At 65.0% G+C, this 13,072-nt stretch carries 10 protein-coding genes and 3 pseudogenes; 8 read left to right on the forward strand and 5 right to left on the reverse strand.

Going from position 1 to position 13,072, the window contains the following annotated elements; genetic code table 11:
• Positions 1 to 179: 179 nt before the first annotated feature.
• Positions 180 to 2,480 (forward strand): LGFP repeat-containing protein, encoded by a 2,301-nt coding sequence (locus CKW46_RS12840; protein ID WP_482053224.1) that lies wholly within the window; start codon positions 180 to 182, stop codon positions 2,478 to 2,480.
• A gap of 40 nt (positions 2,481 to 2,520) precedes the next feature.
• Here the strand turns inward: CKW46_RS12840 and lexA are convergent, their stop codons facing one another.
• Positions 2,521 to 3,243 carry a transcriptional repressor LexA gene (gene lexA, locus CKW46_RS12845; protein WP_015355319.1) on the reverse strand — a complete coding sequence of 241 codons (723 nt, stop codon included), beginning with the start codon at positions 3,241 to 3,243 and terminating at the stop codon, positions 2,521 to 2,523.
• Between the two features lie 508 nt (positions 3,244 to 3,751).
• Here lexA and CKW46_RS12850 point away from each other — a divergent pair.
• The 3 genes from CKW46_RS12850 (at position 3,752) to CKW46_RS12860 (ending at position 5,234) form a co-directional block, all read left to right on the forward strand.
• Positions 3,752 to 4,093, forward strand: coding sequence for a hypothetical protein (locus CKW46_RS12850; protein ID WP_499019173.1), 342 nt, complete (start codon positions 3,752 to 3,754; stop codon positions 4,091 to 4,093).
• 162 nt (positions 4,094 to 4,255) lie between these two features.
• Positions 4,256 to 4,720: a transcriptional regulator NrdR gene (nrdR, locus tag CKW46_RS12855; protein WP_011741151.1), complete on the forward strand. Its 465-nt coding sequence runs from the start codon at positions 4,256 to 4,258 to the stop codon at positions 4,718 to 4,720.
• Between the two features lie 28 nt (positions 4,721 to 4,748).
• Entirely contained in the window at positions 4,749 to 5,234 is a 486-nt protein-coding gene (locus tag CKW46_RS12860) for a peroxynitrite isomerase (RefSeq protein WP_117436035.1), read from the forward strand.
• A gap of 9 nt (positions 5,235 to 5,243) precedes the next feature.
• On the opposite strand, the gene CKW46_RS12865 is transcribed toward CKW46_RS12860, so the two are convergent.
• The 3 genes from CKW46_RS12865 to CKW46_RS12875 are packed head-to-tail and all read right to left on the reverse strand — an operon-like array spanning position 5,244 to position 8,027.
• Positions 5,244 to 5,930, reverse strand: coding sequence for a PhzF family phenazine biosynthesis protein (locus tag CKW46_RS12865; protein WP_015355321.1), 687 nt, complete (start codon positions 5,928 to 5,930; stop codon positions 5,244 to 5,246).
• 45 nt (positions 5,931 to 5,975) lie between these two features.
• Positions 5,976 to 7,001 carry an alpha/beta fold hydrolase gene (locus CKW46_RS12870; protein ID WP_012393782.1) on the reverse strand — a complete coding sequence of 342 codons (1,026 nt, stop codon included), beginning with the start codon at positions 6,999 to 7,001 and terminating at the stop codon, positions 5,976 to 5,978.
• A 48-nt stretch (positions 7,002 to 7,049) separates the two neighbouring features.
• A complete protein-coding gene (locus tag CKW46_RS12875) occupies positions 7,050 to 8,027 on the reverse strand; it encodes a proteasome assembly chaperone family protein (protein WP_482053226.1) in 978 nt (325 codons plus the stop codon).
• A gap of 243 nt (positions 8,028 to 8,270) precedes the next feature.
• Between CKW46_RS12875 and CKW46_RS12880 the strand changes: the two genes are divergently transcribed.
• Complete coding sequence (locus CKW46_RS12880; RefSeq protein WP_482053227.1) at positions 8,271 to 9,098, forward strand: trypsin-like serine peptidase; 828 nt, start codon at positions 8,271 to 8,273, stop codon at positions 9,096 to 9,098.
• Between the two features lie 7 nt (positions 9,099 to 9,105).
• Here the strand turns inward: CKW46_RS12880 and sthA are convergent, their stop codons facing one another.
• Positions 9,106 to 10,512, reverse strand: a complete 1,407-nt coding sequence (gene sthA, locus CKW46_RS12885) for a Si-specific NAD(P)(+) transhydrogenase (protein WP_482053228.1) — start codon at positions 10,510 to 10,512, stop codon at positions 9,106 to 9,108.
• A gap of 114 nt (positions 10,513 to 10,626) precedes the next feature.
• Here sthA and CKW46_RS12890 point away from each other — a divergent pair.
• The 3 pseudogenes from CKW46_RS12890 to CKW46_RS12900 form a co-directional block, all read left to right on the forward strand.
• A pseudogene (locus tag CKW46_RS12890) lies at positions 10,627 to 10,788 on the forward strand (DUF4192 family protein); the annotation flags it as partial.
• Positions 10,789 to 10,938: 150 nt separating this feature from the next.
• Positions 10,939 to 12,142 (forward strand): annotated as a pseudogene (locus CKW46_RS12895) (ISAs1-like element IS2404/ISMul1 family transposase).
• Between the two features lie 20 nt (positions 12,143 to 12,162).
• Positions 12,163 to 13,071 (forward strand): annotated as a pseudogene (locus CKW46_RS12900) (DUF4192 domain-containing protein); the annotation flags it as partial.
• Position 13,072: the final 1 nt, after the last annotated feature.

Here is a 13,072-nt window from a genome sequence, read left to right on the forward strand (position 1 = left end):
ATTCGACATCAGCTGGGTATCCGTTTCGTAATATCTGCGAATTGACTTCTTATTTGTCATTCGTTGTAGCAAAGTAATGCGGGCCCCTGGCAGCGACGCGGATCGTAGCTAGAGGACGGCCCAAGGGTGGCGGTCCATTGAAACGCTAGGCGGGGCAGCGGCATCGGCTGGGAGGCTTGGTGAACGGGCAGAGAGGTCAATTGAGCAGGCTGATTGGGCGTGCATTGCTCAGCTTGGCGGCTTCGGTGGTGGCAGTCACGTTGCTGGCGCCTACCGCGACGGCGTCGCCGATCGGCGACGCCGAAGCCGCCATGATGGAAGCTTGGGACAAGGCCGGCGGCGATACGTCAACACTCGGTGCCCGCAAGGGCGACGTTTATCCCGTCGGTGACGGATTCGCGCTGGACTTCGACGGCGGAAAGATGTTCTTCACCCCGCAGACTGGGGCCAAGTACATGTACGGCCCGATTCTGGCGAAGTATGACGAGCTAGGCGGTCCGGCAGACAGCGATCTGGGCTTTCCGACGATTAATGAAGTCCCCGGTCTGGCCGGCCCCGATAGCCGGGTGAGCACCTTCTCCGCCAGCGACAACCCGGTGATCTTCTGGACGCCCGACCACGGGGCGTTCGTCGTGCGTGGCGCGATGAACGCCGCGTGGGACAAGCTGGGCAGCTCCGGCGGTGTATTGGGTGCCCCGATAGGGGACGCGACATTCGACGGCGAGGTCACTTCGCAGAAGTTCACCGGCGGCGAGGTGTCCTGGAACCGGCAGACCAAGGAGTTCACCACCACCCCGACGGTACTGGCCGATCAGCTCAAGGACCTGCAGGTGGCGATCGACCCCACCGCGGCCATCAATATGGCCTGGCGCGCCGCCGGCGGCGCCACCGGCCCGTTGGGCGCCAGGAAGGGCGCCCAGTACCCGATCGGCGGCGATGGTATCGCCCAGGACTTCGAGGGCGGAAAGGTCTTCTTCAGCCCGGCTACCGGTGCGAACGCGGTCGAGGGCGAGATTCTGGCGAAGTACGAGTCGCTGGGTGGGCCGGTGAGCAGCGACCTTGGTTTCCCCACCGCCAACGAGTCTGACGGCGGCATCGAGCCGGCGAGCTGGGTCGCTGCCTTCTCGGCGGCCGACAAGCCGGTGATCTTCTGGACGCCCGATCACGGCGCCTTCGTCGTGCGCGGAGCCATGAAGGTCGCCTGGGACAAGCTCAAGGGTGCCACCGGGAAACTGGGCGCACCGGTCGCCGATCAGACCGAGGCCGGCGATGTGGTGTCGCAGAAGTTCACCGGCGGCACGATTTCGTGGAACCGGGCGACCAATAGTTTCAGCACCGACCCGGCGAACCTGGCGCCGCTGCTCTCGGGCCTTCAGGTGTCCGGCCAGAATCAGCCCAGCACGTCGGCGGCGCCCCCGCACAGCAAGAAGTTCACCTGGCATTGGTGGTGGCTGGCGGCCGCCATCCCGGTGCTGCTGCTGGTGGTATTCCTCGTGGTGATGGCTGTTGGCCTGCGCCGGCGTCGCGCCGGCCAGGAGACCCACGGCTATGAGCCGGCCGAGCAAGATGCGGAATCCGGCTACGACGCCATCGGTGGCCAGTGGCCCCATGACGAGTTGGACTTCGGTTCCGAACACTTCCCGCCTGATGATCACGATCTGGCGCATGCGGCGTCTGACTCCGGCACCGGGGCCCGGGTCAGCTGGCCGCGTGGTGGTGGTGGCCCTGCCTACGGCGAGGAGATGCCGCCCTCGTTCCACGAAGATTTCGAGCGGGACGAGTTCGTACACGAGGACTTCGAACATGAAGACTTCGAAGATGAGGACTTCGAGCACGAAAACTTCGAACACGAGGACTTCGGGGCCGATGACGAAGACCCCGACGCGGTGGACACCACACCCACCCCCGTGATCTCCATCGCCGACTTGGCCGAAGCGGTGCGGCAGGAGACCGCCGTGCCGGAAACCGCGGTCACCGAGGCCTTCGGGCTACCGCACCGGTATGTTCCGGAACCAGTCGTTCCGGAGACCGCGGCACCGGAGGCAGCGGTTCCGGAAACCGCGGTCCACGAGGACGATTTCCCGAAAAGCTTCATGCCCGGCGGTGGTACCGCAGACGCCACGACCGAGATCCGCGTGCTCCCGGAAGCGGCCGGATCGCCTCGTCCACCCAGGGCCGGACGGCACGCCGCGGCCGAAACGGCGGAGGATGACTCCGAGGACGAGGTCACCGTGCATGCTCGGCAAGCCCATGCCCCAGCGGCCGCCGCAGCTGGGCCAAGCGCGGGGGCGCGACCGACGATCCACATGCCGCTCGACCACGACCCGTACCAGGCGCCGGAGGGATATCCCATCAAGGCCAGCGCCCGCTTCGGCCTGTACTACACGCCGAGCAGTGCGCTGTACTACGACACCCTTGCCGAGATCTGGTTCGCCACCGAAGCGGCCGCGCAAGCCAACGGTTTCATCAAGGCCGACTAGAGGGCCGCACTGCCCGTGGTGGTTGGCACCCCGGGTGCCGCTATATCTTGCGGATAACCGTGACCACCTTGCCGAGCACGGTCGCGTCATTGCCGGGGATCGGATCAAAGGCGGGGTTGTGCGGCATCAGCCATATCTGGCCTCCCGCGCGCTTGAACGTCTTGACCGTCGCCTCGCCGTCGATCATCGCCGCAACGATATCGCCGTTGTCTGCGACGTTCTGCTGTCGCACCACCACCCAGTCGCCGTCACAGATCGCGGCTTCGACCATGGACTCCCCGACAACCTTGAGCAGAAACAGTGTTCCCTGGCCAACCAGCTCACGCGGTAGCGGGAACACATCTTCGACGGCTTCCTCGGCCAGGATCGGTCCGCCGGCCGCGATGCGTCCCAGGACCGGGACAAACGTGGCTTCCGGCAGCGCGTCCGAACCCGCGACATCGGTGACCGGGGCGGCGGTCACCGTGTCGTCAGCGCCACGCACGTCGACGGCGCGGGGGCGATTGGGGTCGCGGCGCAGATAGCCCTTGCGCTCCAGGGTGCGTAGTTGGTGCGCGACCGACGAGGTCGACGTCAAGCCGACGGCATCGCCGATCTCCCGGATGCTCGGTGGGTATCCGCGATCGTTCACCGACGTCCGGATGACGTTCAAAATGGTGCGCTGCCGCTCCGTCAACGCCGTGTCTACTAATTGCGCGCGATTGTCCGCTCCACTGGCTCCGTCACTCGCCCCGTCGACCGTGGTGTCGCTGCTGTCGCTCATGGGACTGAATGTAGCCGTACGGCGCCCAAGAATCAAACATGTGTTCGACCAGTGTGTCGCGGGGTTAGTGGCATGCCTCAGGTGCCCGCCGCGGCGGCGCGAACTGGCGAATCACAAAGGTGTAACTCGGCGCGAGGCCGGGTATTCGCAGCACATGGGAGTTGGTTGCGACCGGCAGGTCTTGTCGGTGGCTTGGTCTAGCGTTTTGCTCGAGCGACACGCCTCGATCAAATGTTCGGTAAATCGAACACATGAGCGACTACAGTATCGAACACTTGAGCGATAAACCGTCAGCCGGAGGAACGAACATGACACTCATGCAGGCAGTCCAGCCCGTCTCGCCCGCCGTGCCCGTCCGGTTGGGCACCCGTGAGGCGCGCAGGTTCATTCGAGGGCCGGTCGGGGGGCCATCCACGAGCCTGTCACCGGCCGGGGCAGGCTGGCCACGTCGCGGCGGGTCCGCCCATCGCGTCCGGCTGTTGCCCCGCTGAGCTACCGGGGCACCGGTGTGGCGCTGTCGGCCACGGCCCATCGCCGGCGTCCCGCTTCGGTTGCGACGACGGTGGGCCTGGCGCTGCTCGCCGCGATCATCACGCTCTGGCTGGGGTTGGTCGCCCACTTCAGCGAGATGGCCAATGGCGGCTCCGCCAATGTGTCACCCATCTCATCGGGCGTGCCGGACCGGCTCGCGGTGGTCCGGGTGGACGCGGGGGAGTCGCTGCAGGACGTGGCGGCTCGAGTCGCTCCGGACGCGCCGGTTCGACAGGTCGTCGAGCGCATCCGGGAATTGAACGCGTTGGGCTCGTCGATGCCGGCTTCCGGGCAGACGCTGATTGCGCCGGTTGGCTAGCGCACTCCGATGAACAGCGAAAACCGCTCCACATCAACGCTCCTCGGCTACCGCGGCGTCGAGCGGAGGTGGATTGCGACGGCGTTGGCAGTGCGGGGGAGCGCGCAGGTACTCTCGGAAAGGTCCGAGGTACCGCGTTGTCAGGACGCCGAAGGAGCGGCCATGCATTGTCCGTTCTGCCGGCATCCCGATTCCAGGGTGATCGATTCGCGGGAAACCGATGAGGGCCAGGCCATTCGGCGTCGCCGGTCATGTCCGGAATGCGGGCGACGATTCACCACTGTCGAGACCGCGGTCCTTGCCGTGGTCAAGCGCAGCGGTGTCTCAGAACCATTCAGTCGGGAGAAAGTCATCAGCGGGGTGCGCCGGGCGTGCCAGGGGCGCCAAGTTGACGACGACGCGCTGAACCTGCTTGCCCAGCAGGTGGAGGACTCGGTTCGCGCCGCTGGCTCGCCGGAAATCCCCAGTCACGAAGTCGGCCTGGCCATCCTTGGGCCGCTGCGTGAACTCGACGAGGTGGCTTACCTGCGATTTGCATCGGTGTATCGCTCGTTCTCCTCGGCCGAGGATTTCGAGCGCGAAATCGAGGCGTTGCGCGCACACCGCCAGGTTCCTACTTCGAGCTGAGCCATTGCCGCCTCGTTAGGCTGGCCCCATGTCTGCCGACTTGCACCCGGATCTTGATGCGCTGGCCCCGCTGCTGGGCACCTGGGCGGGACAAGGTGCCGGCGAGTATCCGACGATCGAGCCGTTCGAATATCTCGAAGAGGTTGTGTTCTCTCATGTAGGCAAGCCGTTCCTGGTTTACGCACAGAAGACCAGGGCCGTTGCCGACGGGACGCCGTTGCATGCGGAGACCGGATATCTGCGCGTGCCGAAACCAGGCCAGGTCGAGCTGGTCCTGGCTCATCCGAGTGGCATCACCGAAATCGAGGTGGGCACCTATTCGGCAAGCGGCGGGGTGATCGAGATGGAAATGGTCACCACGGCCATCGGCATGACCCCCACGGCAAAAGAGGTGACTGCGCTGAGCCGATCTTTCCGGATGGTCGGAGACGAGCTGTCCTACCGGCTGCGCATGGGAGCGGTCGGACTGCCGCTGCAACACCATCTGGGCGCTCGGTTGCGCCGAAAGTCCTGATCCGCCCGGTCAGTCGACGTGCGTCACGCCGTCGCTGACGACTCGTCCGGCAACCGCGACCCAGCCTTCGGCACTCCAGGTCGTGTTGATTATTGATCCCTTGCCCTGGGTGATGGTGAGGTCGCGGCTGAGGTAGTCGGTAAGCCGCATTGCGGCGGAACCGGTTGCTTCGTCTTCCTCGACTCCCAGGTTGGAGGCGAACATCCGCGACCGCAGCTCACCGGCGGCGTCGTCGGTCCATGTCCATAGGTAGTGCGCCGTGTCATCGGCAAAGTCAGAGGGGTCGGCGGCCGCGAGGGCATCAGGGGAATCCAAGTCGTGGATAGCGAATTCGGGTGCCCACTCCGCGCGGGCGCTGATCGTGGTGAGGTCGCGGTCGTGATGCACCTGCACGAGACCGGCCGGCACCTGCAGGGTGTTGACCGGTGTTCCCTGCTCGCGCAGCCACCAGGACGCACCAACGGTCGGGTGGCCGGCGAATGCGATGTCGGTGCGGGGGGTGTAGATGGTGGCGTGTGCGGTGTGCGAGCCGGTGGCCGGAAGGTCGACGAAAACTGTTTCGCTGTAGGCCAATCGGCTCGCCAGATGCTGCCGGTCACGGGGTTCAACCTTGCTGGCGTCGACCACCCCGAGTGCATTCCCGAAGTTGCCGATTGGATCGGTGAAGACCCGCAACACCGTTACGTCGATGCCCATGGCCCGACTCTACGACGCCGTCCTAGGCGTCGGCATAAGGGCTGGTCAGGTGGCGCTGCGTTCGTCAGAACCCATGGCGCTGAGCACCGCCACGCGGGTGTCGGCCGGGCCCGAAACGGTTCGTTCACCGCCGCCGGTGCGCAGCAGTTCCCGAAGCGCCGCTTGATCGTATTCGGGAGGCTGGGTGCTGTCGATGAAGCGCAGGACGATGTCGATAAAACGAGCGGGGTCGTCGTGGAACGGGAAATGTCCGGATCCCTCGAAGACCTCGAGCTTGGATCCCGGCATGGCCGCGTGTGCCATTTCGGCGTGGCGAACCGGGACCACGGCATCTCGACTGCCCCAGATGATCTGCACCGGGATGGCCTGGGTCAAGTAGCAGCGATCGAGCATCGTGACGATCTGGCCGCGCCAGTCGACCACGGCCCGCAATGTGCGGGTGAAAGCCGACGAGGCCGTTGGTTCGGGGAGGTCGTCGAGTATTCGCAGCACATTGGGAAGGTCTTGGCCGAGCGCGGTGGAGCCGAGTGCCATGCCCAACACCTTGCCGGCGAGCTGAACCGTTGGCAGGACCATGGGCAGCCGCAACAACGCCAACGCCTCGGCGCCCATCGGCAGCGAGGCCAAACGGAAGACGACGTTGACATCCTTGGTAACTCCACCGGCCCCGACCAGAATGAGTCGGTCCACCAACTGTGGGAACTGGTAGGCGAATTGCATGGCAACGCCGCCGCCGAGCGAATGGCCGATGATGGTCACGCGCTCGATGTCGAGCACGCTGAGCAGGTCGCGCATGCCGTTGGCATAGGCCGCGATCGAGTAGTCGGCGCGCGGCTTGTCGGACCTTCCGTGCCCCAGCAGATCGGGGGCGATGACGGTGAACCGCTGGGCGAGCTTGGCGTGAATACCGGTCCAAGTGGTGGAATTGTCGCCAATCCCGTGGATTAGCAGGATCGCGGGACCTGACCCGGCGATCCGGAACGCTCGCTTGTATCCGTGGATGGTGCGGAACTGAAGCGACGGCGCAGTCACTTCCCGCACCGGGCGAAGATTGCGTTTGCGCTCGGTCATCTCGGCAACCTCATTGTCTGGCCGACTGGGGCGTATTTTTTGGGGGCGTTATGGCTGGTCGTCATCGTCGAACTTCTTCTCTGCCTGCTGGGCCAAGAATCGTTCGAACTCCGCGCCCAGCTCGTCGCCACTAGGCAGATCCTCGTCGCGCGTTAGCAGTGATCTGTTTTCCTGGGCGTCGATGAACGCATCGTACTGGCGCTCGAGGGCTGCCACCACTTGAGCGACTTCCGCGCTTGCCTGTACTTGCTCATCGATCTTGGCTCCGACCTGCGCCGATGCGTCTGTTAGTGCGGCTAGAGGAAGGTCCAGTGAACCGGTCTTGGCCACCTGTTCCAGCAGTGCCTGCGCGGCAGCGGGGTAGTCGGTTTGGGTGAGGTAGTGGGGGACGTGCACGGTGAATCCGACGACCTCGTGGCCATGCTGAGCCATCCGGTACTCCAACAGGTTGGATGCGCTCGCCGGAACCTGGATTTCGGAAATCCACGGTTGGAAGTCCGCGATGAGCTCCGGGTTGTTGGAGTGAGCGGTCATCGTGACGGGACGCGTGTGCGGGACGGCCATGGGAACGGTGCCCAATCCGATGGTCTGGCGCACCCCCAGCCGCTCGGCCAGCAGGCGAACAGCGGTGATGAACCGCTCCCATTTCAGGTCGGGTTCCATCCCGGCCAACAGCAGAAACGGTGTGCCGACACTGTCACGCAGTGCGTAAAGGCTCAGCTCTGGATCGTCATACTTGGTGAAGTGGTCGGTCTTGAACGTCATCATCGGTCGCCGCGAGCGATAGTCCAATAACTCGTCGATCGCGAACGACGCGACCAGCTCGGTGTCCAAACCATCCTTGAGGTGGGTGGCGGCTAGCCGGATCGCATGACCGGCGTCGGAGAAGCCCTCCAAAGCATGCACCAACACCGGACCGCGGCCATAGGACGTCGACAACTGGGGCGCGGGGAACTCAAGCTCATACATGCCGGATTGGCCCGGCTGGTAGTCCTGCGCCTCGCCTGGGTCTTGGTCATGCGCCATGGGTGTTGCCTCCTCTCGGGGGTCGGACCAGGGTGCCCTGATCAGTGTCTCGCAGATCAGTGGGCACCAGTGATCTAATTACAAACTCGTTTGTTCGTTTCATACATAACGCGCGAGCGCCCGGCTGTATTCGCTGTCGCCGGCGTCATGCGGTGGAGCGGGTTGCTGACAAGTGTATTGGCGAGGTGAAAGCGATCCGCATCCGCTTGCCGCCCGGCGGTGGGACCAGATGGGTCAAGATGGGTGTCGATGCGCAACCTGGCTGCGGTGATTTGCTTGTGGGGCGGCCTGGCGCTGCTACTGAGTTGCTGCGGGCGGCCAACCAGCCAAGCCCCCAGCGCCGGTGAGCGGTCTGAGCAAACTTCCTTGCCCGGGCAGCGGTCCAGCCCGCCCGGCAACCAGGCCGCGGTGGCCGTCCCGGTGGATCCGGACCCGCGGGTGGCGCGATCTTCCGTCGATGACGGGCCGGTGCACATCTGCACGGGCGCGGTGTTGCATTCGACCAGCGGTGACCTCGTCCTGACCGCCGCGCATTGCCTGCTGGGCGGTCACACGGCGGGGTCCTTCATCCCGGGATTCGGGCGCGCCGACCCGCCGCCGTCGAGATGGAAGATCGACCAGGTCTATTTCGATCCACGCTGGATCGCCAACCAGGATCCGCGCGCCGACTACGCGATCGCCCGCGTCAGCGGCGATGGATCGCTGCAAGCACGGGTCGGCTCCGCGCTGCTGTTGGGCCGAGCCCCGGCGCGGGGCGCCCCGGTGACCGTCACCGGCTACCCGGCGGGTCTGGATGACACGCCCATCGCCTGTTCGGCGAACACCGAGGTCACGGAGGGCGGGTTTCCGGAATTGTCATGCGACGGCCTGGTGGCCGGCACAAGCGGGGCGCCCTGGGTCAGTGCTGGGACCGTCACTGGGGTAATCGGTGGTCTAGAAGGCGGTGGCTGCACCGAGAGCGTCTCGTATTCGGCACCGTTGGACGAACACGCCGCTGCCCTTCTGGTTCGTGCCGAAGCCGGCGGACCCGGCGACGACCCGCCGGTCGAGTTCGACGACGCGTGCTTGTGAGGCCCGATCAGCGGCGGAACTGGTTGAGCGCCCGGACCTTGTTCATCACGTCGAGCGCGGCCACCTTGTAGGCCTCGGAGAAGGTCGGATAGTTGAACACCGCCTCGACCAGGTACTCGACTGTGCCGCCGCAGCCCATGATGGCCTGCCCGATGTGCACCATCTCGGTGGCGCTGGTACCGAAGATGTGCACGCCCAGCAGGGTGAGATCTTCGGTGGAGACCAGCAGCTTGAGCATGCCGTAGGAGTCGCCGGCGATCTGACCGCGGGCCAGCTCGCGGTAGCGTGCTACGCCCACCTCGTAGGGGATCGAGTTCGTGGTCAGCTCCACCTCGGTGGCCCCGACGTAGGAAATCTCGGGGATGGAGTAGATGCCGATCGGCTGCAGTTCGGTGATGCCGTCGGTGGGTTCGCCGAATGCGTGGTAGGCGGTGAGACGGCCCTGCTCCATCGATGTTGCGGCTAGCGCCGGGAAGCCGATGACGTCGCCCACCGCGTAGATGTGTTCGACCTTGGTCCTGAACTTGTCATCCACCCAGATCCGCCCGCGACCTTCGACCTCGAGTCCGGCGTTGGCCAGATCCAGGTGGTCGGTCTGGCCTTGGCGTCCGGCGGAGTACATCACTGTTTCGGCGGGGATCTGCTTGCCGCTGGCCAGGGTGGTGACCGTTCCCGCTGAGCCGACGTCGACCGCGGTGACCTCTTCGCCGAACCGGAATGTCACCGCCAGATCGCGCAGGTGGAATTTCAGCGCTTCGACGACCTCGGGATCGCAGAAGTCGAGCATGTTGTCCCGCTTCTCGACGACGGTCACCTTGGTGCCCAGCGCGGCGAACATCGACGCGTACTCGATCCCGATCACTCCGGCGCCCACCACGACCATCGAGGCCGGCAGCGACTTGAGATCCAGGATCCCGTTGGAGTCGAGGACCTTGTCTTCGTCGAACTCGACCCCGGATGGCCGGGCCGGCCTGGTGCCGGTGGCAATGACGATGTAATCGCCTGTCACCGTGGTCTTTTCCCGGTGTGTCTGGTCTTCGACCACGATGCTGTGCGGGTCGACGAAGCGGCCATGGCCGACGATCAGGTCGACCCGGTTGCGCATCAGCTGGTTACGCACCACGTCGACTTCCTTGCCGATCACGTGCTGAGTCCGTGCCAGCAGGTCGGCGGGGGTGATTCGGTCCTTGACGCGGTAGCTGGCTCCGTAGAGTTCGCGCTGGTTCATGCCGGTGAGGTAAAGCACCGCCTCGCGCAACGTCTTTGACGGGATGGTGCCCGTATTGACGCATACCCCGCCCAGCATGCGGCCGCGCTCGATGATCGCGACGGATTTACCCAATTTGGCCGAGGCGATGGCGGCCTTCTGGCCGCCAGGCCCAGAACCAATAACCACCATGTCGTATTCGCGCATCGACCCCATGGAATAGACAGTAGAACGCACAGTGGGCAATTCGTCCACAGGAGGGCAGTTGGGTCGCCCGGTGTGTGCACCGGCTGACGGTGTGCAGGGCCAGCGTTGAGGCCTATGACGAAGCATCGATCTGAATTTGAACTGAATCGTCCTGCCGCACTTATTGCGGCACTTCCGGCCATTCTCGGATTCGTGCCGGAAAAGTCTCTGGTCTTGGTATCTCTCGATGACGGCGAACTGGGTTCGGTGCTGCGCGCCGACTTGTCCGAGGACCTTGTTGGCCCAGGGCTCCGGCGTTGTTGATTAGCAGGCTTGTGAGCTGGGTTGATGATCTTTGGTGCCGCGCTATTGGGGCCGGAGTGTAGGCACGGGCTATCTGGAGAACGATCGAGTTGGTTACTGTTCGTCGTTGGTCTGGAGTTGCCCGTGCCTACCGTTTCAGTATTGCCTGTGTCGTCGGTTCCAGAGGTGTTCGACCGCTGGAGTCCTGGTGAGCGCAGCGAGCTCATCGGATCGGAGTTTCTCGATGTGTTGGCCTCGGTGCCAGACCCGAGGGACCCACGCGGTCGGAGGTATTCGCTGATGGCTTTGTTGGCGATCGCGGTTCTGGCCACTGCCGCGGGGATGCGCGGCTATGCTGTTTTTGCCACATGGGCGGCCACCGCTCCCGATGATGTGTTGGCCTAATTAGGGGTCCGGTTCCGGCGGCCCAGTGAGAAGACCTTCCGCGCTGTTTTGTCTCGGCTAGACCCCGCCGACCTCAACGCCAGGATGGGCAGTTACTTCACTGCACACGTGGCCAGCAGCGACCCCAGTGGATTGGTGCCGATCGCGTTGGACGGCAAGATGCTGCGTGGTGCCTTTACGCGCCAAAGCGACAGCCACGCATCTCGTGTCGGTGTTCGCCCACCGTGCCCGATTGGTGCTCGGTCAACTCGCTGTCGCCGAGAAAAGCAATGAAATTCCCTGCGTACGTGCCCTGCTCACGCTGCTGCCGGGTAGCTTGCGGTGGCTGGTCACCGTGGATGCGATGCATACCCAGGTCGTCACCGCGAAGTTGATCTGCGCCACCTTGAAGTCGCACTACCTGATGATCGTCAAGTCCAACCAAGCCAAAATACTTGCGCGTATCACCGCGCTGCCCTGGGCCGAGGTGCCCGCAGCCGCTACCGATGACTCCCGCGGCCACGGCCGTGTCGAGACCCGCACCCTGCAAATCATCACCGCTGCACGAGGAATCGGCTTCCCCTACGCAAAACAAATCATCCGGATCACTCGTGAACGCTTGATCACCGCCACCGACCAGCGCAGCGTGGAGGTGGTCTATGCCATCTGCAGCCTGCCGTTCGAGCACGCCCGCCCTACCGCGATCATGACCTGGATGCGTCAACACTGGGGAATCGAGAACAGCCTGCACTGGATACGCGACGTCACCTTCGACGAAGACCGTCAAAGGGCACATACCGGAAACGGCGCACAGGTCCTAGCAACGCTACGCAACACCGCGATCAATCTGCACCGCCTCAACGGCGCCGACAACATCACCGAAGCCTGCCGGATCACCGCTTTGACCGCCAACCGCCGCCTAGACCTCCTCAATCCACAATTCCCCAGCTCACAAGCCTGCTAATCAACAACGCCGGAGCCCTGCTTGTTGACCGGGTCGAGCATCTCGCCGAGGTCGCGGGAGGGGCCGATCCGCAGGCCGCCATCGCGGTGATCGTCGACGAGGGCGGCGCACAGTGCCCGGCGTGCAATGAGGTGTACCGGCGAGTGTGCGCGGCGCTCGCCGAGGCGCTCTCGCAACACAACGTGGTGCTGCGGGCGGCGCATGTGGTGGACCAGATCGCGGTGGGCGGACGCTGGCATTGCGTCGATGGGTGCGGCTCTAGCGGGCTGATCGACGACCCGGCGGCGTCGCCGCTGGCCGTTGCGGCGGTGTTGGACGGGCGCCGTCTCTACCCGCGGCGTGCCGACCTGCAAGCCGTCGTCGAGCTGGACGAGTCGGCGCGTGCCGGCGAGTTGGCCGGGGCCCTCGCCGAACACGCGGCCGAGCGGGAGATCTCCTACCGGGCCGACCCGTCGCGATGCGCCCGCCGCGACGTCGAGAGCGCGATGGCCGCCGCCGCGCGGGTTGCCGACGGGCAATCCCTGTCGGAGGTGGAGCTGGCGCGGCTGGGATGCGCGCTGACCGACGTTCAGGTCCGCGACACGCTGTATGCCCTTGCCGTCGGTGAAAACGCGGATGAGGCCGAATCCTTGTGGGGCGTGCTGGCGTGGGCGCTCCCGGCGCCATGGCGGGCCGAAGCGCTGGTCTTGCTCGCGTTCAGCGCCTATGTGCGCGGTGATGGGCCGCTGACCGGGGTTTCCCTGGACGCGGCGCTGCGCTGCGCGCCAGGACATCGCATGGCCGGCATGCTGGACACGGCGCTGCAGTCCGGTCTGCGCCCCGAGCACATCCGTGACCTCGCGGTCACCGGTTATCGGCTGGCAAAGCAGCTGGGGGTGCAGTTACCTCCGCGGCGGGCATCGGGCCCCTACGGTCGATGCGCCGGCTAGG

The sequence above is a fragment of the Mycobacterium liflandii genome (assembly GCF_022354805.1).
Taxonomy (GTDB): Bacteria; Actinomycetota; Actinomycetes; order Mycobacteriales; family Mycobacteriaceae; genus Mycobacterium; species Mycobacterium marinum.

Bases quoted from the DNA above. Each gene is read 5' to 3' on its own strand.
- lexA (WP_015355319.1), bottom strand. From the start codon at position 3,243: ATGAGCGACAGCAGCGACACCACGGTCGACGGGGCGAGTGACGGAGCC.
- nrdR (WP_011741151.1), top strand. From the start codon at position 4,256: ATGCATTGTCCGTTCTGCCGGCATCCCGATTCCAGGGTGATCGATTCG.
- CKW46_RS12875 (WP_482053226.1), bottom strand. From the start codon at position 8,027: ATGGCGCATGACCAAGACCCAGGCGAGGCGCAGGACTACCAGCCGGGC.
- CKW46_RS12860 (WP_117436035.1), top strand. From the start codon at position 4,749: ATGTCTGCCGACTTGCACCCGGATCTTGATGCGCTGGCCCCGCTGCTG.
- CKW46_RS12865 (WP_015355321.1), bottom strand. From the start codon at position 5,930: ATGGGCATCGACGTAACGGTGTTGCGGGTCTTCACCGATCCAATCGGC.
- CKW46_RS12870 (WP_012393782.1), bottom strand. From the start codon at position 7,001: ATGACCGAGCGCAAACGCAATCTTCGCCCGGTGCGGGAAGTGACTGCG.
- sthA (WP_482053228.1), bottom strand. From the start codon at position 10,512: ATGCGCGAATACGACATGGTGGTTATTGGTTCTGGGCCTGGCGGCCAG.